This is a genomic window from Paracoccus panacisoli, assembly GCF_042435015.1.
GTDB lineage: Bacteria > Pseudomonadota > Alphaproteobacteria > Rhodobacterales > Rhodobacteraceae > Paracoccus > Paracoccus panacisoli.
The window spans coordinates 58,512-82,833 of the sequence record NZ_JBHMQU010000074.1 but is presented as its reverse complement, the minus strand read 5'-3'; the positions used below and the strand labels follow the sequence as shown (position 1 = coordinate 82,833).

General features: G+C 72.2%; 16 protein-coding genes and 1 tRNA gene. 12 read left to right on the top strand and 5 right to left on the bottom strand.

Annotated elements, in window-relative coordinates; genetic code table 11:
• The 5 genes from ACFHYO_RS14045 to ACFHYO_RS14025 all read left to right on the top strand — a co-directional run.
• Positions 1–1,534: flavodoxin domain-containing protein (locus ACFHYO_RS14045; RefSeq protein ID WP_394321188.1), on the top strand; the 1,534-nt coding region annotated here is incomplete at its 5' end.
• Positions 1,515–2,390: an FAD:protein FMN transferase gene (locus ACFHYO_RS14040; protein WP_394321186.1), complete on the top strand. Its 876-nt coding sequence runs from the start codon at positions 1,515–1,517 to the stop codon at positions 2,388–2,390. The genes ACFHYO_RS14045 and ACFHYO_RS14040, both read left to right, overlap by 20 nt.
• 352 nt (positions 2,391–2,742) lie before the next feature.
• A complete protein-coding gene (locus ACFHYO_RS14035) occupies positions 2,743–3,456 on the top strand; it encodes a hypothetical protein (protein WP_394321184.1) in 714 nt (237 codons plus the stop codon).
• Positions 3,371–6,097, top strand: a complete 2,727-nt coding sequence (locus tag ACFHYO_RS14030) for a Y-family DNA polymerase (protein WP_394321182.1) — start codon at positions 3,371–3,373, stop codon at positions 6,095–6,097. Before ACFHYO_RS14035 ends, ACFHYO_RS14030 begins: the two co-directional genes overlap by 86 nt.
• Positions 6,097–9,369 carry an error-prone DNA polymerase gene (locus tag ACFHYO_RS14025; protein ID WP_394321180.1) on the top strand — a complete coding sequence of 1,091 codons (3,273 nt, stop codon included), beginning with the start codon at positions 6,097–6,099 and terminating at the stop codon, positions 9,367–9,369. The genes ACFHYO_RS14030 and ACFHYO_RS14025 overlap by 1 nt, the downstream gene beginning before the upstream one ends.
• 228 nt (positions 9,370–9,597) lie before the next feature.
• Here ACFHYO_RS14025 and ACFHYO_RS14020 read toward each other — a convergent pair.
• From ACFHYO_RS14020 to ACFHYO_RS14005, 4 genes are all read right to left on the bottom strand, one after another.
• Positions 9,598–9,672, bottom strand: a tRNA-Thr gene (locus tag ACFHYO_RS14020).
• 137 nt (positions 9,673–9,809) lie between these two features.
• On the bottom strand, positions 9,810–10,466 hold the full coding sequence (locus ACFHYO_RS14015) for an inner membrane-spanning protein YciB (RefSeq protein WP_394321178.1): 657 nt from the start codon (positions 10,464–10,466) through the stop codon (positions 9,810–9,812).
• 259 nt (positions 10,467–10,725) lie between these two features.
• The gene (locus ACFHYO_RS14010) at positions 10,726–13,164 is read right to left on the bottom strand and encodes a UvrD-helicase domain-containing protein (RefSeq protein ID WP_394321177.1); all 2,439 of its coding nucleotides are present in this window, start codon (positions 13,162–13,164) and stop codon (positions 10,726–10,728) included.
• 44 nt (positions 13,165–13,208) lie between these two features.
• Positions 13,209–14,216, bottom strand: coding sequence for a TerC family protein (locus tag ACFHYO_RS14005; protein ID WP_036712207.1), 1,008 nt, complete (start codon positions 14,214–14,216; stop codon positions 13,209–13,211).
• A 178-nt stretch (positions 14,217–14,394) separates the two neighbouring features.
• Here ACFHYO_RS14005 and ACFHYO_RS14000 point away from each other — a divergent pair, with 178 nt between their 5' ends.
• Together ACFHYO_RS14000 and folE2 are read left to right on the top strand one after the other, a co-directional pair.
• Positions 14,395–15,588: an aminotransferase class I/II-fold pyridoxal phosphate-dependent enzyme gene (locus tag ACFHYO_RS14000; protein ID WP_036712209.1), complete on the top strand. Its 1,194-nt coding sequence runs from the start codon at positions 14,395–14,397 to the stop codon at positions 15,586–15,588.
• 105 nt (positions 15,589–15,693) lie between these two features.
• The gene (gene folE2, locus ACFHYO_RS13995; protein ID WP_036712212.1) at positions 15,694–16,659 is read left to right on the top strand and encodes a GTP cyclohydrolase FolE2; all 966 of its coding nucleotides are present in this window, start codon (positions 15,694–15,696) and stop codon (positions 16,657–16,659) included.
• Between the two features lie 9 nt (positions 16,660–16,668).
• On the opposite strand, the gene ACFHYO_RS13990 is transcribed toward folE2, so the two are convergent.
• Positions 16,669–18,078, bottom strand: coding sequence for a hypothetical protein (locus ACFHYO_RS13990; RefSeq protein WP_394321174.1), 1,410 nt, complete (start codon positions 18,076–18,078; stop codon positions 16,669–16,671).
• Positions 18,079–18,694: 616 nt separating this feature from the next.
• Between ACFHYO_RS13990 and ileS the strand changes: the two genes are divergently transcribed.
• The 5 genes from ileS to ku all read left to right on the top strand — a co-directional run bounded on the left by ileS (position 18,695) and on the right by ku (position 24,320).
• Complete coding sequence (ileS, locus tag ACFHYO_RS13985) at positions 18,695–21,661, top strand: isoleucine--tRNA ligase (RefSeq protein ID WP_394321172.1); 2,967 nt, start codon at positions 18,695–18,697, stop codon at positions 21,659–21,661.
• A 1-nt stretch (position 21,662) separates the two neighbouring features.
• Positions 21,663–22,025, top strand: a complete 363-nt coding sequence (locus ACFHYO_RS13980) for a hypothetical protein (RefSeq protein WP_394321170.1) — start codon at positions 21,663–21,665, stop codon at positions 22,023–22,025.
• Between the two features lie 90 nt (positions 22,026–22,115).
• Positions 22,116–22,958 carry a hypothetical protein gene (locus ACFHYO_RS13975; protein ID WP_211096312.1) on the top strand — a complete coding sequence of 281 codons (843 nt, stop codon included), beginning with the start codon at positions 22,116–22,118 and terminating at the stop codon, positions 22,956–22,958.
• The gene (locus ACFHYO_RS13970) at positions 22,958–23,320 is read left to right on the top strand and encodes a cell division protein ZapA (RefSeq protein ID WP_394321168.1); all 363 of its coding nucleotides are present in this window, start codon (positions 22,958–22,960) and stop codon (positions 23,318–23,320) included. The genes ACFHYO_RS13975 and ACFHYO_RS13970 overlap by 1 nt, the downstream gene beginning before the upstream one ends.
• Before the next feature lie 82 nt (positions 23,321–23,402).
• On the top strand, positions 23,403–24,320 hold the full coding sequence (gene ku, locus ACFHYO_RS13965; RefSeq protein WP_394321166.1) for a non-homologous end joining protein Ku: 918 nt from the start codon (positions 23,403–23,405) through the stop codon (positions 24,318–24,320).
• Positions 24,321–24,322 lie beyond the last annotated feature (2 nt).

The window sequence follows — 24,322 nt, the reverse complement described above, 5'->3', positions numbered from 1 at the left end:
GCCGCTGACGCTGGCGCGGATGCCGGCGATCGACCGGGCGCTGGCCGAGCTGCGCAGCCTGACGCTGCCCGCGCGGGCGGGCGAGCTGCTGCGCACCGAGACCGGCGCGGGGGTGGCGCTGGTCGAGCCCGCGACGGGCGCGGTCGCGGCCTTCGCCCCGGTGACCTGGGGCGGCCGGGTGTGGGAGTGGGCCTATCGCCTGCACACCGGCCACGGGCTCTGGGCGCTGGGGCTGATCCTCGGGACCGCGGCGCTGGCGGTGCCGGTGCTGGCCGGGACCGGCGCGGCGATCTGGCTTTCGCGCCGTCGCGGTGCGGTGCGGGTGCCGGGCAACGTGCCGATGGCCGAGGCCGAGCTGGTGATCCTCGTCGGCAGCGAGGGCGGCTCGACCCGGGGCTTCGCCGCGAGCCTGCACCGCGCGCTCAGCGCGACGGGCGCGCGGGTGCATCTGGGCGACATGGACTCCGTGGGGCCGATGCCGCGGGCGCGGGCGCTCATCGTGATGGCCGCGACCTACGGCGACGGGGTGGCGCCGGCCTCGGCGCGGCGGTTCCTCGACCGCCTCGACGGGCTCAAGCCGCTGCCGGTCGCGGTGCTGGGCTTCGGCGACCGCGCCTTCCCCCGCTTCTGCGCCTATGCCGAGACGGTCGCGGCGGCGCTCGAGGCGCGCGGCTGGCCGGCGCTGCTGCCGCTCGACCGGGTTGACGCGCAGTCGCCGGCGGCCTTTGCCGCCTGGGGGCGGGCGCTGGGCCGCGCGCTGGCGCTGCCCATCGCGCCCGAGCATCGCCCCGCGCTGCCGCGGCTGCACGGGCTGCGGCTGATCTCGCGCCGCGACTATGGCGAGGCGGTGCAGGCCCCGACCGCGATCCTGCGCTTTGCGGTGCGGCCGCGCTGGCTCGGCGGGCCGCGGTTCGAGGCCGGCGACCTGCTGGCCGTCATGGCCCCGGGGGCGAGCGCGCCTCGGTTCTACTCGCTCGCCTCGTCGGCCCGCGACGGCTTCGTCGAGATCTGCGTGCGCAAGGTGCCGGGCGGGGTCTGCTCGACCTTCCTGCACGGGTTGCAGCCGGGCGACCGCCTGCGCGGCTTCACCCGCGCCAACCCCGCCTTCCGCGCCGCCCCTGCGCCGCTGGTGATGATCTCGGCCGGCTGCGGCATCGGGCCGATGGCCGGGCTGCTGCGCCGCGCCGCGCCGGGGGCCGAGCGGGTGCTCTACTTTGGGCTGCGCGACCCGGCGTCGGATTTCCTTTACGCCGAAGAGCTGGGGCGCTGGCAGGCCGAGGGGCGGCTGACCCGCCTCAGGACCGCCGTCAGCCGTGCCGCCCGGGGCGCCGAGCGCGGCCACGTCCAGCACCGGCTGCGCGAGGATGCCGCGCGGCTGCGCGACCAGATCGGCCGCGGCGCGCGGGTGCTGGTCTGCGGCAGCGTGGCGATGGGCCAGTCGGTGGCGGCCGAACTCGACGCGGCGCTGAGGCCCGCGGGGCTGTCGGTCGCCGCGCTCAAGGCAGAGGGGCGCTATGTCGAGGACACCTACTGATCTCGTCACCCTCTCCGGCCCGGCGATGGGCAGCCGCTGGACCGCGCGGCTGGCCGACCCGCCCCCCGGTCTCGGGCCGGCGCTCGCCGCCGCGGTCGAGCGGGTCGAGGCCGAGGCGAGCCTCTGGCGCCCCGACAGCGACCTCTGCCGCCTCAACGCCGCCCCGGTCGGGGCGTGGGTGGCGCTGCCGGAGGGGCTGCTGGCGCTGCTGGCCCTGTCGCTCGAGATGGGGCGCGAGACGGGCGGGCTCTTCGACATCGGCATGGGCGGGCTGGCCGCGGCCTGGGGCTTCGGCGCCGCGCGCGGCGCGGTGCGCCCGGCGGCGATGTCGGCCCCGCCGCGCGCGGCCGGTGCCACCGCGCAGGCGCTGGAGCTGGACCCCGCCCGCGGCCGGGCGCGCAAGCACGCCGACCTGACGCTGACGCTCGACGGGATCGCCAAGGGCCACGCGGTCGATGCGATGGCCGGGGTGGCGCGGGCGATGGGCGTCGGGCAGGCGCTGCTCGGGCTCGACGGTGAGCTGGTGGCGCTGGGCACCCGCCCCGACGGCCGCCCCTGGGGGGTGGCGGTCGAGCACCCCGAGCCCGGCCGCCGCGCCGCCCGCGGGATGATCGAGATCGCGGGCACCGCCCTCGCCTCGTCGGGGGATTATCGGCATTTCGTCGAGGTCGGCGGGCGGCGGGTGTCGCACACGATGAACCCGCGCAGCGGGCTGCCCGCGCAGGGCGTGTCCGCGGTGACGGTGCTCGCCCACAGCTGCGCCCGCGCCGATGCCTGGGCGACGGCGCTGATGATCCTGCCGCAGGAGGCGGGGATGCTGCTCGCGCAGGCGAAGGGGGTGGCGGCGTTGTGGTGAGGGGGGGCGCCCCCGGAAGGAGAGAAGCTGCGGGCGCGCGCGCCGAGGGGCGCTCGGCCTTTGCAGCGGGGCCTTTCGGCCTTCCCTAGCGTTCTCCATGACTTTACCGCTGGCTTTGCCCGCGGCTCCGCTTGGACCTCTCCCTATGCCCTCGACCGTCAAGGTGGGCGTGCCCTGAGCTTCTCCGTTCAAGCCTCTGTCTGGGGCCCTCCTTCGGCCCGACCGCTCAGGCGCCTGACCCTCTTCCGCCGAAGTCGTCCCCCTCCAATTTCCCCGCCCTCCTACACAGAGGTTGACGAATCGACCCGCAAGGACGAGAACAAAGAAAGAACATCCGTTCCCGTTGCCATGCATGATCCCGATCACCTTTCCCCCGCAGGCCGGGCCGCGGCCGCTGCTTCCGACCCCGCCGGCTCTGCCGACCGGCGGGGCCCTGGTCTCCGGCCAGACGCAGCCGCACGCCCCGGCGCTCACCGTGCCGACGCTGTCCGAGGCGTTCTCGGCCCATCCCCTCGATGCCGGGGCGATCGGCTTTGCGCTGGCGTCGCTGCCGCCGGGGCTGGTGCTCTGGGCGCAGGACCGCATGGCGCGGCGCGAGCATGGGGTGCCGTGCCTCGCCGGGATGGGGCGGCGGCTGCTGCGGCTGGACCTCTCGCGCCCGGTGGACGTGCTGGCGGCGATGGAGGACGGGCTCTCTGCCCCCCTCGCCGCCGTGGTGGGCGAGATCCACGGCGACCCTCCGGCGCTGAGCTTCACCGCCACCCGGCGGCTGGCGCTCAGGGCCGAGCGGGCGGGGCGGGTGTGCTGGCTGATCCGGCACCGCGCCTCAGCCCAGCCGAGCGCCGCGCGGCAGCGCTGGCGGATCACCAGCCTGCCCTCGGCGCCCGATCCCGACGACCCCTTTGCGCCCGGCGACCCGCGCTGGCGGGCCGAGCTCTTCCGCTGCCGCGACGGGCAGCCGGGGACTTGGGTGGTGCGCCATGACCGGGCGGCGGATCGTCTCGATTTTTCTGCCCTCGCTGGCGATGGAGCGCTGGCAGCGGGCCCATCCCGACTGGCCCGCTGACCTGCCCGTGGCGCTCTCGGCGCCGGGTCCGAAGGGGCAGGTCATCCACGACGCCAACCGCGCCGCCGCCCAGGGCGGGGTGCGGCGCGGGGCGCTGGTGACGGCCAGCACGGCGCTCTGCCCCGGGCTGCGGATCGACGAGGCCCGCCCGGCCGAGGATGCCGCGGCGCTGGCCCGGCTGGTCCACTGGGCGCGGCGCTGGGGGCCGCTGTCGGCCCCCGACGGCGCCGCGGGGATGGTGATCGACACCACCGGGGTCGCGCATCTCTTCGGGGGCGAGCCGGCGATGCTGGCCGACATCCAGGGCCGTTTCGCCTCGGCCGGGCTGACCGCGCGGGTGGCGGTGGCACCCGGCTGGGGGGCGGCTTGGGCGCTCGCGCGGTTCGGGCCCGAACGGGCGGTCTGCCACGACCTTGCCGATCTCGACCCGCTGCCGGTCGAGGCGCTGCGGCTCTCGGCCGAGACCTGCCTGCTGCTCGGCCGGCTGGGGCTCAAGACCGTGGCGGCGCTGGCGGCGATCCCGCGGCTGTCGCTGATGCGCCGCTTCAACCGCGCCCCGCGCGAGGACAACCCGCTGATCCGGCTGGACCAGCTGCGCGGCGCGCTGGCCGAGCCGGTGGGCGCCCCCGAGCCGCCGCCGCTGTTTCAGGCCGTGGCCCGGCTGGCCGAGCCGGTGATGGACCCGCGCGACTGGCTGCCGGGCCTGACCGCCGAGGTCTGCGCGGCGATGGCGGCCCGCGACCAGGGCTGCCGGCGGCTGCGCCTGTCGGTGTTCCGCGTGGACGGCGAGCGCCGCGACGTGGTGGCCCGCTGCGCCGCCCCCTCGCGCGAGGCGGCGCATCTGCTGCGCCTCTGGGGCGACCGGCTGGACCGGCTCGACCCGGGCTACGGCTTCGACCTCATCACCCTGACGGCGCTGGCGACGGAACCGCTCGAGCCGGCGCAGCCGCGGCTGGACGCCGAGGGCCAGGACCATGCGCTGGAACTGGCGCGGCTGGTGGACCGGCTGACGGCGCGCTTCGGCCCCGGCCCGATCAGTTGCCCCGTCGCCCGCGAAAGCCACATCCCCGAGCGCGCCGAGGGGCCCGGGGGGCCGCTGGATGTTGGCGGGGGGGCGGGGGAGGGGAAGGGGAGGAAGGTGGGGGGTGTGGCGCCCGCGCCGCGGTGCGTTGATGGAGCACCACGGCTGGTGGCGCAGAACGGAAACGTCGGCGCGGCTCAAGCTGTGACGGGTGGCGGCGTGGAGAAGGTGCTGTCCGATACTGCGCGAGAGGCAAGAGGGAGCACAAAGCGCGAGGAAGGCTGCGAGATGCTCCGAGACCGCCCCTCGCCAACGATCGTGCGCGGCGGGCAGGCTGAAGCCGGGTTGGGGCAAGGGCCGACGGCACTGGGGGGCATCGGGGCGGCTCTGCGCGTGGTGCCAAGCGGGGCCCCGCCGGTGTCATCCGACACGACGCGAGAGACAGCGGGACAGGCGAAACGCGAGGAAGGCTGCGAGCCAATCCGTGATGGCGCCTCTCGGGCCATGGTGCGCAGTGGTCAGGCTGAAGTCAGGATCGCAAGGTGGCTTGCGGCTCAGGAGGTAACCCTCAGGGCTGCTAAACCCGTGTCCGGCAAGGCGCAGCTGGTGTCGTCCGATGCGGTGCGACAGTCAGAAAGTCAGGCGAAGGGCGAGGAAGGCTGTGAGGCCGTTCGGAGCTTCCCCTTTCAGGTGATCGTGCGCGAAGGGCAGGCCGAAGTCCGGTTGGCACAAGGGCCGACGGCACGGGTCACCGTAGGGGTGGTTCAACTCTTTCCCGGCACAGCACAGAAGGTGTCATCCGATACCGCGCCAGAGGCAGAAAGTCCGGCGAAGCGCGAAGAAGCAAACGAGGCTTTCCGAGACGGCTCCCCTCCCGTGATCGCGGGTAAGGGGCAGGCGGATGCCCGGGCGGTTCACGCTTCAGACGCGCGTTCGGAGCGTTTTTCGGTTTCATCCCCCGCCCGCCCGAGTGGCCTGTGTTTGGTCCCCCGGCCGAAGGTCGAACCCGACGCGGCGCCGTCACCTGCCTCTAAAAACAACCCGTGCCAGACCGGTCCACGCCAGGCGACCTTTCACAGCGCGTTTCCGGACGCTCCCCAGACCGACCCGTGCCCCGCCTCCCGAGCGGAGGGCAACCCCAGCCCCGAACCGGGGCTGCCGACGGGCAGGTCGTCGGACCCGGCGGCCGATCCCGCCTCACCCTTGCGCTCTGTCACCCGCCCCGCCCCGCCCCCTGCGCGCCCGGCCCCCACCCTCGCGGCCGTTGCTCCCCCCCTCACCCCGGCGGCGGCCTCTCCGCCCCTCCCTGCCGCGCCGCCGCTCTCGCCGCGTCCCATCCGCCTCTTCGACCCGCCCGAAGAGATCCGCGTCCTCTACGCCGTCCCGGACGGGCCGCCCGCGCAGTTCGTCTGGCGTCGCCAGACCCTGCGCGCGGCCCGCTTTGCGGGGCCCGAGCGCATCGCCCCCGAGTGGTGGCGCGACCGGCCCGGGGTGCGGCTGCGCGACTATTTCCGCATCGAGGACGAGCACGGCCGCCGGCTCTGGATCTTCCGCGAGGGGATGCCGGGCGACGGACGCGGCGGCGCGCCGCGGTGGTTCCTGCACGGGGTGTTCGCCTGATGCCCCAGAACGACAGCCCCGCCCGGCGCCGGCTCAGCGGCGCGTTCTCCCCCCCCGCCCGAGGCGCCCCCTTCGTCGAGCTGGGGGTGACGAGCGCGTTCTCGTTCCTGCGTGGGGCGAGCCAGGCTGACGAACTGGTCGCAACCGCGCACGCACTGGGGCACGACGCGCTGGGGATTGCTGACCTCAACAGCCTCGCCGGGGTGGTGCGGCTGCACGCGGCCGCGCGCATCGCCGGACTGCGGCCGGTGATCGGGGCGCGGATCGTGCTGACCTGCGGGACGGGGTTTCTTGCCTATCCCACCAACCGGGCCGCCTATGGGCGTCTGTCGGCGATGATCTCGCGAGGGCGGATGCGCAACGCGGCAGGGGACTGGCAGGCCAAGGGGGTCTGCGACCTGACGCTGGATGACCTCGCCGCCCATTCCGAGGGGGTGCAACTGATCTGGCTGCCTGGCGATGATCTGGCGGTGCTGCCGAACCTCGCGGCGCGGCTGCCGACGCTCCGCCATGTGGCGGCGAGCTTTCTATACCGCGGCGACGACGTGGCGCGGATCAACCGGCTGGACCGGGCGGCGCGGGCGGCGGGGCTGTCGATCCTTGCCACCAACGACGTGCATTACCACGCCCCCGACCGCCGCCCGCTGCAGGACGTGATGACCTGCATCCGCGAAAGGACCACCATCGACCGTGCCGGGCTGCTGCTTGCCCCCAACGGCGAACGGCACCTCAAGTCCCCGGCCGAGATGGCTCGCCTGTTCTCGCGCTGGCCGCACGCTATAGCTGCCACCCGCGCGGTGGCCGATGCCTGCCGCTTCACCCTGACCGAGCTTCGCTACGAATACCCGCGCGAAACTGCGCCGCCCGGGCGCGAACCACAGGAGTACCTGACCGAGCTGACCTGGGCGGGCGCCGCCGCACGCTATCCCGCGGGCGTGCCCGAGGCGGTCCGGGCCACGATCGAGATGGAGCTGGCCCTGATCGGCCGCAAGCGGATCGCCCAGTATTTCCTCACCATCCACGACATCGTCCTTTACGCGCGCGGGCAGGGCATCCTGTGCCAGGGGCGGGGGTCGGCGGCGAACTCGGCCGTGTGTTACGTGCTGGGCATCACCCCGGTCGATCCGGCCACCAGCAACCTGCTGTTCGAGCGTTTCATCAGCGAGGACCGTGAAGAGCCGCCCGACATCGATGTCGATTTCGAGCATGAGCGGCGCGAGGAGGTGATCCAGCACATCTACGATCGCTTCGGCCGCGACCGGGCCGGGCTGTGCGCGACGGTGATCCACTATCGTCCCCGCAGCGCCATCCGCGAGGTCGGGCGCGCGATGGGGCTGACCGAGGACGTGACGAGTGCGCTGGCCAACACCGTCTGGGGCAGCTGGGGCGACGACCTCGGCCACGCCGCCGAGACCGGGCTTTACCTGCGCGACCCCTATCTGGCCCGCGTCATCAAGCTTGCCGAGCAGATGATCGGGATGCCGCGCCATCTCAGCCAGCACGTCGGCGGCTTCATCCTGACCGAGGGGCTGCTGACCGAGACGGTGCCGATCGGCAACGGCGCCATGCCAGACCGCAGCTTCATCGAGTGGGACAAGGACGACATCGAGGAGCTGCGCATCCTCAAGGTGGACGTGCTGGCGCTGGGAATGCTGACCTGCATCCGCAAATGCTTCGACCTGATCGCCGCCCATCACGGCCGCGCGCTGACCCTCGCCACCGTCCCTCAACAGGATACCGCGACCTTCGACATGCTCTGCCGGGCCGACAGCGTGGGGGTGTTCCAGGTCGAAAGCCGGGCGCAGATGAACATGCTGCCGCGGCTCAAGCCGCGCGAGTTCTATGACCTGGTGATCGAGGTCGCCATCGTCCGCCCCGGCCCGATCCAGGGCGATATGGTCCACCCCTACCTGCGCCGCCGCAACGGGCAGGAGGTTGAGGACTATCCCACCCCCGGCCCCGAGTATCCCCAGAACGAGCTGCGCGACATCCTCCAGCGGACCAAGGGGGTGCCGATCTTCCAGGAGCAGGCGATGAAGATCGCCATGGTCGCCGCCCGCTTCGACCCGGCCGAGCTGAACGAGCTGCGCCGGGCGCTCGCTACCTTCCGCTCGCGCGGCAGCATCGAGCAGTTGCAGGACAAGATGGTCAGCCGGATGATCGAGCGCGGCTACGATCCGGTGTTCGCTGCCCGCTGCTTCAACCAGATCAAGGGCTTCGGGGAATACGGTTTTCCCGAAAGCCATGCCGCGGCCTTCGCCCATCTCGTCTATGTCTCGGCCTGGCTGAAGTGCCATTACCCGGCCGCCTTCGCCGCGGCGCTGCTGAACAGCCAGCCGATGGGGTTCTACGCCCCGGCCCAGATCGTGCGCGACGCGCGCGAGCATGGGGTCGAGACCCGCGCCCCCGACGTGAACTTCAGCGACTGGGACAACACGCTCGAACCCGCCTCGTGCCCGGGCGGCTTTGCCCTGCGGCTGGGGCTGCGCCAGATCGACGGGCTGCCCGAGGCGGCCGCCCACCGCCTTGTCGCCGCGCGCGAGGCGCCCTTCGCGGGGATGGCCGACCTCAAGGCACGGGCGGCGCTCGACCGGCGGGCGATCCGGCTGCTCGCAGCGGCCGATGCCTGCCGTTCGATGGGGCTCGACCGACGTGGGGCGCTGTGGGAGGCGCGGGCGCTCAAGGACGCACCGCCGCTGCCGCTGTTCAGCGCCCCCGAGGCGGGTGCCGGGGACGGGGGAGAGGCCTTTGACGAAGGGGCCGAGGCCGGCGTGGTGCTGCCCGCGATGCCGGTCTGCGAGCATGTGGTGGCCGACTACCAGACGCTGCGGCTGTCGCTGAAGGCGCATCCCATGCGTTTCCTGCGAGCTTCGCTCAGCGCCCAGGGCTACGTGTCGGCAGCGGGGCTGGCGCGGGTCCGCGACCGTGGCGAGGTCCGGCTGGCCGGGCTGGTGCTGATCCGCCAGCGCCCCGGAAGCGCCAAGGGCGTGTGCTTCATCACCCTAGAGGACGAGACAGGGGTGGCCAACCTCGTGCTGTGGCCGAAGATGTTCGAGCGCTTCCGCAAGGTCGCCATGACTGCCCGGTTGATGGACGTCCGCGGAACGATCCAGCGCGGCGACGGGGTGACGCATATCGTGGTCCACGACCTGCGTGACCGCTCGGACGTGCTGGGGCGCCTCGCGGGGGAAACCCCGCGGCGCCTGCCGACCCCGCGGCTCGGCCATCCCCGCGACGCCCGCATCCTGCCGTCGTCCCGGGATTTCCATTGAAGGGATCCGGTAAGCGGATCGGCAGCGCCCGAGATCCCGCCCCGATTGAGACGTGACCGACAGAACCCACTGGCCTCGGCAGATTCAAAAGTGGACCTCTGTCCGAGTGCCCCGGTGCATCCTGTCTGGACCTTCGCCGACTGGATCGGCCCGTCGGTCGCAGGGTCTGCCGACACGGCGACTGCTCCCCTTGGAGCAACCAGATTTCGCTGCAATCTCAAGGGAGGATGGTGCTGTGAGAGAGGATTGAACTCTCGACCTCTCCCTTACCAAGGGAGTGCTCTACCACTGAGCTACCACAGCGCCGGTGGTCCGTCTCGGACCGTGCGGGGCGATTTAGCCGCTAGGCCGGGGGTGCGCAAGGGGGCATGAACGGCGCTTGCAGGATTTCTCACCGTGACCTCGGCCGGCCAGCGCGCCCGCGCCGAAACGACCGTTCGTCACCGTGCGGGCGGGGTGCCGTCCTCGCCCGCGTTCTCCTCGGGGATCAGCGCGTAACGCTGGATCAGCGGGACGTTGGCCATCAGGAAGACGAAGGTCAGCGCGATCAGACCCACGGTCTTGAACAGCACCCAGGTGGTGTCGGACTGGGTGCGCCAGATGATCTCGTTGAGGACCGCAAGCGTCAGGAACAGCCCGGTCATCCTGAGGGTCAGCCGGCGCCAGCCCTCGGGGGCGAGCGGCACCATCTCGCCCATCGCCAGCGCCAGCCAGTTGCGACGCAGCACGAGGCCGAGGCCGAGCATCCCGGCCAGCAGCAGGTAGATGAAGGTGGGCTTCATCTTGATGAAGCGCTCGTCGTTGAGCCAGATCGTCAGCCCGCCGAAGATCACCACGATCACCAGCGTGACGAGCTGCATGACCGAAAGCTTGCGGGTGCGCGCCCAGAGCACGGCGTTGGCGGCGATGGTCAGCGGCACGAAGACCAGCGTGGCGACGATCAGCCCGGGATAGCTCTGCCCGCCCCAGTGCACGGTGCGGTCACGGTAGAGCAGGAACACGACGAGGAAGGCCACGAGCGGGCCGTAGTCGAGCGCCAGCTTGAGGCTGTGGGGCAGGGGCGCGCGCGGGGCGGAGGCGGGGGTGCGATCGGTCATGGCGGGGGTTTTCGCGCAAGCGTGGCCAAGGGGCAAGCGGAAGCGGCGAGCGGCGGCGCCGGCCGGGGCGCTGCCCCGGACCCCGGGATATTTGGGTCCAGCCCGAGGGGGGCGGGGCGGCTGACCGGCGGGCAGGGGGATTCGGGGGTGTGGGACCCCCGCAGAGCCGTCAGCGGATCGGGTTGAGCCAGCGGGGCCGTCCGGTGGGCGATGCCGCGACTCGGCGGGGCGGCGGGGCGGCAGCCTTCGCGGCGGCGACTCAGAACGGCACGTCGTCCGATGGGGTGATGTCGCGGGCGGCCTCGGCGGCGGGCTGGACGTAGGCCGCCTTGATGGTCTTGAAGCCGGCGGGAAACTCGACCGTCAGCGTGTCCTCGGCGATGCCCTGAACCGTGCCGGTGCCGAACTTCGGATGGAACACCCGCTCGCCCACGGCGAAGCGCTCGCCCGGGGTCGCGTCGATGACGATCGGGGTGCGGTGGGTCGGCGCGGACCGGGCCGCCGCGCGCTCCTGCATCCGCTTCCAGCCGGGCGAGTTGTAGACGTCGGCGCGGCTGGCGCGGTCGTGCATGGCCGAGGGGGTGAAGGGCTGCCCGAAGCCTTGCGCCGCCGCGCCGTAGCCGCCGCCGTAGAGGCCGGGGGGCGTCAGCACCTCGATCTGATCCTCGGGCAGCTCGTCGATGAAGCGCGAGGGCAGCGACGACTGCCACTGGCCGTACATCCGCCGGTTGCCGGCGAAGCTGATGGTGGCGAGGTCCTCGGCCCGGGTCAGGCCGACATAGGCGAGCCGCCGCTCTTCCTCGAGGCCCTTCAGGCCCGATTCGTCCATGCTGCGCTGGCTGGGGAACAGCCCGTCCTCCCACCCCGGCAGGAAGACGATGGGGTATTCGAGGCCCTTGGCGGCGTGCAGCGTCATGATCGACACCTCTTCCGCCTGCTCACCCTCGGCCGCGTCCATCACCAGTGCGACGTGCTCGAGGAAGCCCTGCAGGTTCTCGAACTCTTCCAGCGCCTTGACCAGTTCCTTGAGGTTGTCGAGGCGGCCCGGCGCGTCCGGCGACTTGTCGGCCTGCCACATGGCCGTGTAGCCGGTCTCGTCGAGGATGCGCTCGGCCAGCTCGACATGGCTCACCCGGCTGCCGAGCGCGTCGGCGTGAAAGCGGCCCATCGCCTCGGTGAAGAGCCGCATCTGGGCCGCGGCCTTGCCGCCCAGATCGCCCGAGGCGACCGCCGCCGCGGCCCCCTGCAGCAGCGACAGCCCCTCGGCGCGGGCGACCCGCTGGATGGTCTGCAAGCCCTTGTCGCCCAAGCCCCGCTTGGGGGTGTTGGCGATGCGCTCAAACGCGAGGTCGTCGGTGGGCGAGACGGCGAGGCGGAAATAGGCCATCGCGTCGCGGATCTCGAGCCGCTCGTAGAAGCGCGGGCCGCCGATCACGCGGTAGGGCAGCCCGATGGTCATGAAGCGGTCCTCGAAGGCCCGCATCTGGTGGGCGGCGCGCACGAGGATGGCGATGTCGTTGAGGCTGCGGCGGCCAACGGAATGGCGGTGGCCGCCGTGGAAGGCCTCGATCTCCTCGCCGATCCAGCGGGCCTCGGCCTCGCTGTCCCAGTGGCCGATGAGGCGGACCTTCTCGCCCGGCTCGGCGTCGGTCCAGAGCGTCTTGCCCAGCCGGCCCTTGTTGGCGGCGATGAGGCCCGAGGCGGCGGCGAGGATCTGCGGCGTCGAGCGGTAGTTCTGTTCCAGCCGGATCACCTGGGCGCCGGGGAAATCCGTCTCGAAGCGAAGGATGTTGCCGACCTCGGCGCCGCGCCAGCCGTAGATCGACTGGTCGTCGTCGCCCACGCAGCAGATGTTGCGGTGCCCGGCCGCGAGCAGCCGCAGCCAGAGATACTGGGCGACGTTGGTGTCCTGGTATTCGTCCACGAGGATGTAGCGGAAGCGGTCCTGCCACTGCGCGAGCACGTCCGGGTGGGCCTGGAAGATCGTCACGCAGTGCAAGAGCAGGTCGCCGAAGTCGGTGGCGTTCAGCTCGATCAGGCGGCGCTGGTACTGGGTGTAGAGCGCGACGCCCTTGCCGTCGTAGGCGTGCGCCTCGGACGCGGGGACGCGGCCGGGGGTGAGGGCGCGGTTCTTCCAGTCGTCGATGAGCCCGGCCAGCATCCGCGCCGGCCAGCGCTTCTCGTCGATGTTCTCGGCGGCGATGAGCTGCTTGAGCAGCCGCAGCTGGTCGTCGGTGTCGAGGATGGTGAAGCTCGACTTCAGGTGCAGGTCGCCCACGCCCACGAGTTCGGCGTGGCGGCGCAGGATCTTGACGCTGACCGAGTGGAAGGTGCCGAGCCACGGCATCCCCTCGATCGTCTCGCCCAGGAGCTTGGCGATCCGTGCCTTCATCTCGCGCGCGGCCTTGTTGGTGAAGGTCACGGCGAGGATGCGGCCCGGCGTGGCCCGGCCCTGGGTCAGAAGATGCGCGATGCGGGTGGTGAGCGCGCGGGTCTTGCCGGTGCCGGCGCCGGCGAGCAGCAGGACCGGGCCGTCCAGCGCCTCGACCGCGGCGCGCTGCGCGGGGTTCAGCCCGTCGAGATAGGCGGGCGCCGCCTGCGCCCCGATCCCCATCGCCCGCGCGCTGAGCGAGGGGCGGGGGGCGGGGGCGCGGGCGGCTGCGGCCTCGAAGGCGTCGGCGTCGTCGAACTGGCTCATGACGCCAACATAGGCCGTTCAGCCTCGCAACGAAAGGGCGGTGTTCACGCCTTGTTCGTCAGCTCCGCGTGGGCCGCGCCGCGGGTGCGCCACAGCGAGTAGGCGACGCCCGCGGCGAGGATCACGAAGGTCACCGACAGCGACACCGACGGCGGCACCTTCTCGATCCCCAGCATCTCGGCCACGATCACCTTGCCGCCGATGAACACCAGCAGCACGGCCAGCGCCTGCTTGAGATAGGCGAAGCGGTGGATGATCGCCGCAAGCGCGAAGTAGAGCGCGCGCAGCCCGAGAATGGCGAAGATGTTCGAAGTGTAGACGATGTAGGGGTCGGTGGTGATCGCGAAGATCGCGGGCACGCTGTCGACGGCGAAGATCACGTCGGCGATCTCGACCATCGCCAGTGCGAGGAACAGCGGCGTGGCGAAGAGCAGGGTCTTGCCGCGGCGGCCGGGGCGGGGATCGGCGCGGCGGACGAAGAAGCGCTCGCCATGCAGGCGCGAGGTGACGCGCAGGTTGCGCTTGAGCCAGCGCAGGATGCGCGACTGGCCCACGTCGTGATCCTCGTCCCCCGAGGACAGCAGCATCTTGATGCCGGTGGCGATCAGGAAGACGGCGAAGACCAGCAGGATCCACTCGTAGCGCGCGACCAGCGTCGCGCCGACGCCGATCATGATGCCGCGCAGGACGATCACGCCGAGGATGCCCCAGAACAGCACCCGGTGCTGGTACTGCCGCGGGATCGCCAGCGCGCCGAAGATCATCGCGATGACGAACACGTTGTCCATCGCCAGCGACTTCTCGACCACGAAGCCGGTGAGGTATTCGAGCGCGGGCTGCTGGCCCATCTGCCACCAGACGAAGCCGCCGAAGCCGAGCCCGAGGGCGATGTACATCGCCGACAGCATCAGGCTGCGGCGCACCCCGATCTCGCGGTTGCCGCGGTTCAGGACGCCGAGGTCGAGCACCAGCAGCACCACCACGGCGGTGAGGAAGACGGCCCACATCCAGACGGGCTGGCCGAGAAACATGGTTGAAGTCAGGAAATCCACGGGTGGCGATCCTTTGCGGCGGGCCTTGCGGCGGTTGAGGTGATGCGACCGACATCACGATCCGCCAAGATCGCCAGAGGGGCCCGGTCCCGACGCGACTTAGGGCACGCCGCGTCGGCGTCAAGAGCGACGCGGCGGCCACGTTGCGCTTTTTCCGCGCCGGGCGTATTCCGCGGCCATGGCCGAGAACTCCGATTCCCCCCCGCGCCCCGCGTCCGCCCGGCACCCCCGCACCCGGGCGGTCCATGCCGGCATCCGCCGCAGCCAGTACGGCGAGATGGCCGAGGCGCTGTTCCTGACCCAGGGCTTCGCCTACGCTAGCGCCGAGGAGGCCGAGGCGCGGTTCATCAAGTCGGGGCCGGACGAGTTCATTTATGCCCGCTACGGCAACCCGACGAGCCGGATGTTCGAGGACCGGATGGCGAGCCTCGAGGGGACCGAGGATGCCTTTGCCACCGCCTCGGGGATGGCCGCGGTCAACGGCGCGCTGATGGCGATCGCGCGGCCGGGCGAGCGGATCGTGGCGGCGCGGCAGCTTTTCGGGTCGTGCCTCTATGTGCTCGACATCCTCAAGCGCTTCGGGGTCGATGTGGTGCTGCTGGACGGCACCGACCTCGACCAGTGGCGGGCGGCAGTCACGCCGGGGACGCGGGCGGTGTTCTTCGAGACGGTCTCGAACCCGACGCTCGAGGTGATGGACATCGCGGGCATCGCCGACATCGCCCATGCGGCGGGCGCGCTGGTGGTGGCGGACAACGTCTTCGCCACGCCGGTCTTCTCGCGCGCCGTCGATCAGGGCGCGGACGTGGTGATCTATTCGACAACCAAGCACGTCGATGGCGGCGGGCGGGCGCTCGGCGGGGTGATCTGCGGCACCCGCCAGTTCGTGCGCGAGGTGGCCGAGCCCTATCTCAAGCACACCGGCGGGGCGATCAGCCCCTTCAACGCCTGGATCATGCTGAACGGGCTTTCGACGCTCGAGCTGCGGGTGCGGGCGATGGCGGACACGGCGCTGACGCTGGCGCAGGCGCTTGAGGGTGCGGGGGTGCGGGTGATCTATCCGGGCCTTGCCGGCCATCCCCAGCACGCGCTGGCGATGCGGCAGATGGGGTCGGGGGGGACGATGATCGCGCTCGACCTCGGCAGCAAGGCGGCCGCCTTCGCGGCGCTGAACCGGATGGCGCTGGTGTCGATCTCGAACAACCTCGGCGACGCCAAGTCCATCGCCACCCACCCGGCGACGACCACCCACCAGCGCCTGTCCGAGGACGACCGCGCGGCGATGGGGATCGGGCCGGGGCTGATCCGCCTGTCGGTCGGGCTGGAACACGCGGACGATCTGGCCGCCGACATCCTCGGCGCGATCGGCTGAGTCGGGGCCGCCCCGCGCGGCGGCCCTTGTCCAAAGCGCCTCTGCCGCTTTGATTTCGCCCGCGGCGGCCCCATATCGGGACCGTCCGAACCGCCCGAGGCGCCGATGACCCAGACCTCGCCCACCCCGCCCCCCGCCTATCCGGCGCTGCGCCGCGACTATCCGGCCGATTTCCGCGTGGACGAGGCCTATCGCGCCAGCCTGCCCGACCTGCAGAACGGCCCGGCAAGCCTGATCGTCGGCGCCCGCAAGGCGATCCAGCACGTCGGCATCTCGAACTTCCGCCTGCCGATCCGCTACCGCCAGAAGGACGGCGGCGAGATCACGCTGGAAACCAGCGTCACCGGCACCGTCAGCCTCGAGGCGGACCGCAAGGGCATCAACATGAGCCGTATCATGCGGTCCTTCTATGCCCACGCCGACAAGCAGTTCTCGCTCGGCGTGATGGCGGCGGCGCTGTCGGACTACAAGGACCACCTCGACGCCTTCGACGCGCGCATCCAGATGCGGCTGTCCTATCCGATGCGGGTCGGCTCGCTGCGCTCGGGGCTCGAGGGGTGGCAGTATTACGACCTCGCGCTCGAGATGGTGGACCAGGGCGGCGAGCGGCTGCGCATCCTGCACGCGGATTACGTCTATTCCTCGACCTGCCCCTGTTCGCTGGAACTGTCCGAGCACGCGCGGGCGGGGCGCGGGCAGTTGGCCACGCCGCACTCGCAGCGCTCGGTCGCGCGGATCTCGGCGGTGATGCTGGGCGAGGAAAAGCTGTGGTTCGAGGACATGATCGCGCTCTGCCGCCGGGCGGTCGCGACCGAGACGCAGGTGATGGTCAAGCGCGAGGACGAGCAGGCGTTCGCCGAGCTGAACGCCGCCAACCCGATCTTCGTCGAGGACGCGGTGCGCGCCTTCGCCCGCGAGCTCGAGGCCGAGCCGCGGGTGGGGGATTTCCGCATCATCGCCAGCCACCAGGAATCGCTGCATTCGCATGACGCGGTGAGCCTGCTGACCGAGGGCGAGACCTTCGCGCAGACCTCGCTCGACCCCGCGACCTTCGCCGGGCTGCGGGCGTAAGGGCGGGGCTCAGACCCAGCCCAGCGTCACCAGCCCGGCCATCGCCCCGGTCCAGAGCGCCAGCCCCGCGAGGCAATAGACCCCGTTCCAGCGCGGCCCGACCGTGACCGGCGTCTGGCCGACCAGCGCCGCGGCATAGGCGACGGTGGTGATGACGGGTGAGAAGATCATCACCAGGCTCCAGGATCCCGCGAGGCTGAGCGCGGCGGCGAGGTCGGTGAGGCCGGGGATGTCGAGCCGGGTGACCAGCGCGCCCGCCACCGCGGCGGTGATGATCGGGTTGATCCCGAGGCTGGCGAGGCCGAAGAGCGTGAGGTTCAGCGCCACGATCACCACCCCGCCGCTCGCGTGGAGGCTGGCGACCAGCGCCTGCACCCGCTCGACCGGGATCAGCTCGAGCGCCAGCACCGAGAGCAGCCCGGCCGAGGCGAAGATGGCGATCTCGCCGGCCGCGAGGGGGAAGCGGCGCACGGTCATCACTGCGGTGCGGCGGACGGCGGCGCCCGCCCCGCCCGGCTGGTGGCGGCCGAGGACGGCGGCCCAGCCGAGGCTGTAGGCCGGCACCGCGAGCAGCAGCGCGTGCTGGAAATCCTGCCGCGCGACCTCGCCGATGGCGAAGACCAGCGCGCCCAGGGCGGCGACGTGCAGGATCAGCCGGATCAGCCCGGCCCGGTCGCCGGGCTCGGCGTGGGCGGGCGTCACCCCCGGCGTGCGCGCCGGTGCGGTGGCCCGATCGAGCACCCAGCCCGCGGCCAGGAACACCAGCGCTACCGCGATCCCCGGCGGGCCCAGCCGGGCGTAGCTCAGGCCCGGCATGGCCAGCAGCAGCGTGTTCATCCCGAAGCCGAAGGGCGACCACAGCGGCAGCAGGCTGAAGCCGCGCAGCACCGCCACGGTCATCCGCCGCAGCCGCACCGCCCGCACCGCCGCCGAGGCGCGGGTGTCGGCGTCGAGCGCCCGCACCGCCATCTCGAGCAGGATGGCAAGCCCGCCCAGGTTGATGAGCAGCCCGAAGATGTTGCCGCCCGAGGCGAGCGCGAGGTAGCGCCGCCCCGGCGGCTGGGCGGTGAGATAGCGCCCCGCCTCGGCGATCGCCGGCGCGTCGCCCGCCACCACCCGCAGGATCCCGAGCAGCGCCAGCAGCGAGGCGAGAAAGGCCATGCGCGCCAGCCCGTCCTCGATCGCGGCGGGGGCGACGCCGCGGGCCAGCGCGAGGGCGAGCAGCGCGGCCGACAGGCCCACCGGCACCCACGAGGCGAGGGTGAAGCGCCGCCACTCGAGCGCGAAATAGACCGCGATGGCCGCGCCCGCGATCCAGCCGAGGGCCGGGGCAGGGTGCACGATCTCGGCCAGCGACACGGCGATCACCGCGCAGATGCAGGCCTGCGAGACGAGCGCGGCGCGCGAGCGGGGCGGCACGTCGATCATCTTCGGACGGGGTGGGGGCAGGGGCGTCGCGAGTCGGTCATGCGGGCCACGTTGGGGCGGGGACGGGACGGGCGCAATCCGGCTGCCGCATCGGTGGCGCGTGCCATGCGGTGGGTGCATGGCTGGGTGGCGGGGATGGGGCGTCGGGCGGTGGTTGGTGGAGGTGCGGCGGGCGACTGTCTCGTAGGGTGCGCGTCTTGCGGGGTAGCGGAGCGGATTGAACCAGCAGGGTAAACGGACACGACGCGCCCACTCATCGCGGGCCCGTACGGTGTCTACGTCTCACTTCCTGCCGTACAGGCTGGGGAAGCGGCAGCGCAGGTTGCCCCGCTGCACGGCGTTCTTGGGTTGCTTCGCACAGGGCAGGGTCCGCCGCATCGCTGCCTCGCAGGGTGCAGGTGCCGGCGTGGCCCCCCCCGCTCCCACGCACCCGCCCCCCCGCCGCCCCGCCTTGCAGGGGCCGGGCGCGGTTCCTATAAGCCCGGCATGGTTCCCGCGGCCCGGATATCCCGAATTAGCCGCCCGGCGGCGTGAGCGTCTCGCGCCTGCCGGGTCGTTGCCTGCCCGTTGCCGTCTGCCCTAGCGCGCCCGCCCCCGAGGATTCCCGATGCCCGCCGACACCCTGACCGAAGACCACGCCGCCCCCGACTATCGCAGCACCGTCTTTCTGCCCGAGACCGAGTTTCCCATGCGCGCGGGCCTGCCGCAGCGCGAGCCCGAGTGGCTGGCCCGCTGGGACCGGCTCGGTGTCTATGACCAGCTGCACGCGCGCGCCGCGGGCCGGCAGCCCTTCGTGCTGCACGATGGCCCGCCCTATGCCAACGGGCATCTGCACATCGGCCATGCGCTGAACAAGGTGCTCAAGGACTTCATCACCCGCAGCCAGCAGATGATGGGCCGGGACGCGCGCTATGTGCCCGGCTGGGATTGCCACGGCCTGCCGATCGAGTGGAAGATCGAGGAAGCCTATCGCGCCCGCGGGCAGGACAAGGACGCCGTGGACGTGGTCGAGTTCCGGCAGGAATGCCGCCGCTTCGCCGAGGGCTGGGTCGAGGTGCAGCGGGACGAGTTCCGCCGCCTCGGCGTCACCGGCAAGTGGGACGACCCCTACCTGACCATGGACTATCACGCCGAGGCGGTGATCGCGGGCGAGTTCATGAAGCTTGTGATGAACGGCAGCCTCTACCAGGGTTCGAAGCCGGTGATGTGGTCGCCGGTCGAACAGACCGCGCTGGCCGAGGCCGAGGTCGAATACCACGACCACACCAGCCACATGATCTGGGTCGGCTTCCCGGTGGTGGCGCAGCACGAGTTCACGCCGCTCGACGGCTGCATCCGCACCGACCTGCTGGGGGCGCGGGTGGTGATCTGGACCACGACGCCGTGGACGATCCCGCAGAACCGCGCAGTCGCCTTCGGGCCGGGCATCGCCTACGGGCTCTACGAGGTGACGGGCCGGCCCGAAGCCTCGATGGCGCGGATCGGCGGCACCTACCTGCTGGCCGACAGGCTGGCCGACGAGACGTTCCGCGCCGCCAAGCTCGAACCGGGGATGTATCGCCGCCTGCGCGACGTCCCGGCCGACGAGTTGGCCTCGCTGGTCCTCGCCCATCCCTATCGCGGCATCGAGGGCGGCGCGGGAGAGTGGGACGGCGACATCCCGATGCTGCCCGGCGACCACGTGACCGAGGACGCGGGCACGGGCTTCGTCCACACCGCGCCCAGCCACGGCGACGACGACTATCAGCTCGCGCTGAAGCACGGGCTGAAGATGACCCACAACGTGCTGCCCGATGGCAGCTACCGCGCCGACCTGCCGGTCTTCGGGGGGCAGGCGATCCTCACCGCCGACGGCAAGGAAGGCCCGGCCAACGTCAGCAACATCAAGGCGCTGGCGGGGCAGGGGGCGCTCTTGGCCAAGGGCAAGCTCAAGCACTCGTATCCGCATAGCTGGCGGTCCAAGGCGCCGCTGATCTACCGCAACACGCCGCAGTGGTTCGCGGCGATCGACAAGCCGCTGGCCGACGGGATGGACGCGCACGGCGACACCATCCGCGCCCGCGCGCTCGCCTCGATCGACGAGCTGGTCACGTGGACCCCGCCCTCGGGGCGCAACCGCATCCACAGCATGGTCGAGGGCCGCCCCGACTGGGTGCTGTCGCGGCAGCGCGCCTGGGGGGTGCCGCTGACCTGTTTCACCCGCAAGGGTGCGCGCCCCGACGACGCCGACTTCCTGCTGCGCGACGACCGCGTGAACGGCCGCATCCTCGAGGCGTTCGAGCGCGACGGCGCCGATGTCTGGTACCGCGACGGCTTCAAGGAGCGCATCCTCGACGGGATCGTGGACCCCGCGGAGTACGAGCAGGTCATGGACGTCCTCGACGTGTGGTTCGATTCGGGCTCGACCCACGCCTTCGTGCTGCGCGACCGCGCGGACGGGGCGCCGGACGGCATCGCCGACCTCTACCTCGAAGGCACCGACCAGCATCGTGGCTGGTTCCAGTCCTCGCTTCTGCAGGCCTGCGCCACGCGCGGCCGGGCGCCCTATCGGGGCGTGCTGACCCACGGCTTCACGCTCGACGAGAAGGGCATGAAGATGTCCAAGTCGCTGGGCAACACCGTCGCCCCGCAGGAGGTGATCGACCAGTACGGCGCCGACATCCTGCGGCTCTGGGTGGCGCAGTCGGACTATACGGTGGACCTGCGGATCGGGAAGGAGATCCTGAAAGGCACCGCGGACGCCTATCGGCGGCTGAGGAACACCATGCGCTTCATGCTGGGCGCGCTGGCCGGGTTCGACGCGGCCGAGCGGCTGCCGCTGGCCGAGATGCCCGAGCTGGACGCGCTGATGCTGCACCGGCTGGCGGAACTCGACACCCGGGTGCGGGCGGGCTACGCGGCCTATGACTTCCAGGGGGTGTTCCGGGCGCTCTTCGACTTCGCCACCGGTGATCTCTCGGCCTTCTACTTCGACATCCGCAAGGACGCGCTCTATTGCGACGCGCCGACCAGCCCGCGGCGTCGTGCCGCGCGCACGGTGCTCGACGCGCTCTTCCAGCGGCTGACCCTGTGGCTCGCGCCGATCCTGCCCTTCACGGCCGAGGACGTGTGGCTCTCGCGCCATCCGTCCGACGAGGACAGCGTGCACCTGCACGACTTCCCCGAGACGCCGGCGGAGTGGCTGAACCCCGCGCTCGCCGCCAAGTGGGACGGCATCCGCCGCGCCCGCCGGGTGGTGACGGCGGCGCTGGAGCTGCGGCGCGCCGACAAGACCATCGGGGCGAGCCTCGAGGCGGCGCCGGTGGTCCATGTCGAGGATGCCGCGACGCTGGCCGCGCTGCGCTCGGTCGATTTCGCCGCGGTGTGCATCACCTCGGACGTGGGGCTGTCGGGCGATCCGGCGCCGTCCGAGGCGTTCCGCCTGCCCGAGGTGCCGGGGATCGGCGTGGTGTTCGAGCTGGCCGAGGGCGAGAAATGCCAGCGCTGCTGGCAGATCCTGCCCGACGTGGGCACCCACGACCATCCCGCGACCTGCGCCCGCTGCGACGCGGTGCTGGACGCGGCGGGGGTCTGAGGTGGCGGGCGCGCTGTCGGTCGTGCTGGTGCTGGTGACGCTGTCGGCGGGCGAGCCGCCGCACGTGTCGTTCAGCACCGCCGAGGATGCCGCCGACTGCGCCGCCAAGGGTGAGCGGCTGGGGGCGATCCTGACCGGCGCGGGCTACCGGATCGGCGCGCAGGCGTGCGTCGAGACGGACGCCCGCTTCGCCCCCTACGATCACGGCGCCAGCGTCTTCCCCCACGCCTACCGCGTGACGGTGCCGGCGCTAGGCGCGGCGTCGGTCGAGCCGCTGGACCGGATCGGCGACTGCACGGCGGCGCCCGACGCCGATCCGGCGGTCTGGTGCGCGCTCTCGGCGCAGGCGCCGCTGGACGGCTGAGCCGGGCGTCGGGGGGCGGGGGCCCCGGCGCTTGCCAGAACCGCCCGGCTTTGCGAGAACGGGTTGCCTAGCCAGAGGACCGACCGTCCCATGACCGACATCTCCGCCGCCGAGCGGCGCCTGAGCGCCGCGCTCGACCGGCTTGACCACAGCCTCGACCGTGCCGCCCGCAGGCCCGCGCCCGCCGCGGTTGCCGTTGCAGCGCCCGTCACCGCTGCCGCCCCGGCATCGCCCGACGACGCCGAGCCCTCGGCCGAGATCGCGGCGCTGCGCGACCGGCAGGCGGCGACGCTCGAGGCGATGCAGATGCGGCTGGCCGAGGCGCATGAGCGGCTGGCCGGCGCGGGCGAGCAGGCGGCGCGGCTCGCGGCCGCCAACGACGAACTGGCGCGCGCCAACCGGGCGCTGATCGCGGCGATCGACGGCGAGGGCGCGGGCGACGACCCGGTGCGCACGGCGCTCGAGGCGGAGATCGAGGCCCAGCACGCGGCGCGGGCGGCGGAGGTTGCGCAGATGAGCGAGATCCTCGACGCGCTCGACCGGATGCTCGGGGTGACGACGACGCCGCGCAGCCATTCCTCGGCCGCGCGGGGCCGCCCCGGCACGAACGGGCGCCCCGCGACGGACCGTAGCCGCGCGCCTGTGCGTGGCGAGCCCACCGCGGAGCGCGCCGCCCCGGATGTCGCAACCGCCGCGGATGAGGCGCCCGCCGTCGCGGCCCCGGACAGCCCGGCCCCGGAAAGCCCGACCCCGACCGACCGCACCCCGCCGCAGGACACCCCCCGCGACCTGATCGTGGACCCCGACCCCGACGCGCTGCGGGCGGGCGAGGACTGGCTCGACGAGGATGCCGACCCGACCGATGACCTGCCCGATGAACTTCCCGAAGACCTGACCGCCGATCCGCTCGACCAGGAAGGAGGGCGCCGCTGATGCCCACCGTCGATTTCTCCATCGGCCACAAGGACTACACGCTCTCCTGCCAGGAGGGCGAGGAGCGGCTGCTCAAACGCGCGGCGGCGATGCTGGATACCGAGGTGCGGGCGATCCTCGACCAGGCCGGGCGGATGCCCGAGCCGCGGCTCTTGCTGCTGGCCGGGCTGATGCTCGCCGACCGCACCGCGGCGCTCGAGGATCGGGCCGCGGCGGCCGAGCGCGAGCTGGCGCGGCTCAAGGCCAATCCGCCCCGCATCGAGGTGCCGGTGGTCCCCGCGGCCATCGGCGAGGCGCTGGCCGAACTCGCCGCCCGGGCCGAGGCGCTGGCCGAGAAGGCCGAGGAAACGCTGGACGTCTGACCCCGCGCCGCCCGTGCGCGCGATGCAACCGCGCCGGGCGCCGGGGCGTTCGGCGCGAGGCATCTTGCGAGGGGGAACGGTCATGGCGTCGCGCGCGGTCTGGAAGGGGCAGCTCAGGCTCTCGCTGGTGTCGATCCCGATCGAGATCCACACCGCGACCAAGACCGGCCGCCGGGTCGCGTTCCGGCAGATCCACGGCCCCTCCGGCAAGCCGGTGAATTATGAGAAGACCGTGCCCGGCATCGGCAAGGTCTCGTCCGACGAGATCCTCAAGGGCTATTCGCTGGGCGACAACGAATACCTTTTGATCGACCCTGAAGAGATCGATGCGATCAAGCTCGAGACGAAGAAGACCTTCGAGCTGGTGCAGTTCGTCGGCACCAACGAGATCTCGCCGCTCTACTACGACCAGCCCTATTACATCGTCCCCGCCGACGATCTGGCCGAGGACGCCTATCGCGTGGTCCGCGACGCGCTGCGCAAGGCGCAGAAGACCGGGATCGGCCAGCTGACCCTGCGCGGGCGCGAGCATCTGTGCGCGGTGCGCCCCTGCGGCGACGGGCTGCTGATGGAGACGCTGTTCTACGCCGACGAGATCAAGGACGCCGATCCGCTGTTCAGCACCATCGAGGATGACGAGGCCGACCCGGACCTGCTGTCGGTCGCCACCGCGCTGATCGACAAGAAGACCGCGCCCTTCGACGCCGCGGCCTTCACCGACAACTACGACAAGTCGCTGCGGGCGCTGATCGAGGACAAGCGGAAGGGCCGGGCGCCGCGGGTCACCGCCTCGGGCGAGCGGCCTTCGGCCGACAACGTCGTGGACCTGATGCAGGCGCTCAAGGACAGCCTCAAGGCGTCGGGCGGGGCGGGGGCAGGTGCCTCGGGCGGCAAGACGGCGGCGAAGAAACCGCCGGCGAGCAAGGCCAAGGCCGCCGCGGACGAGGACGAGAAGCCCGCCAAGCCTGCTGCCAAGCCCCGCGCCCGCAAGGCGGGCTGATC

Coding starts and splice junctions, on each gene's coding strand:
- ku (WP_394321166.1), top strand. CDS start 23,403: ATGGCGTCGCGCGCGGTCTGGAAGGGGCAGCTCAGGCTCTCGCTGGTG.
- ACFHYO_RS14000 (WP_036712209.1), top strand. CDS start 14,395: ATGGCCGAGAACTCCGATTCCCCCCCGCGCCCCGCGTCCGCCCGGCAC.
- ACFHYO_RS14035 (WP_394321184.1), top strand. CDS start 2,743: ATGATCCCGATCACCTTTCCCCCGCAGGCCGGGCCGCGGCCGCTGCTT.
- ACFHYO_RS13970 (WP_394321168.1), top strand. CDS start 22,958: ATGCCCACCGTCGATTTCTCCATCGGCCACAAGGACTACACGCTCTCC.
- ACFHYO_RS13975 (WP_211096312.1), top strand. CDS start 22,116: ATGACCGACATCTCCGCCGCCGAGCGGCGCCTGAGCGCCGCGCTCGAC.
- ACFHYO_RS14030 (WP_394321182.1), top strand. CDS start 3,371: ATGACCGGGCGGCGGATCGTCTCGATTTTTCTGCCCTCGCTGGCGATG.
- ACFHYO_RS14010 (WP_394321177.1), bottom strand. CDS start 13,164: ATGAGCCAGTTCGACGACGCCGACGCCTTCGAGGCCGCAGCCGCCCGC.
- ACFHYO_RS14040 (WP_394321186.1), top strand. CDS start 1,515: ATGTCGAGGACACCTACTGATCTCGTCACCCTCTCCGGCCCGGCGATG.
- ACFHYO_RS14025 (WP_394321180.1), top strand. CDS start 6,097: ATGCCCCAGAACGACAGCCCCGCCCGGCGCCGGCTCAGCGGCGCGTTC.
- folE2 (WP_036712212.1), top strand. CDS start 15,694: ATGACCCAGACCTCGCCCACCCCGCCCCCCGCCTATCCGGCGCTGCGC.
- ACFHYO_RS14015 (WP_394321178.1), bottom strand. CDS start 10,466: ATGACCGATCGCACCCCCGCCTCCGCCCCGCGCGCGCCCCTGCCCCAC.
- ileS (WP_394321172.1), top strand. CDS start 18,695: ATGCCCGCCGACACCCTGACCGAAGACCACGCCGCCCCCGACTATCGC.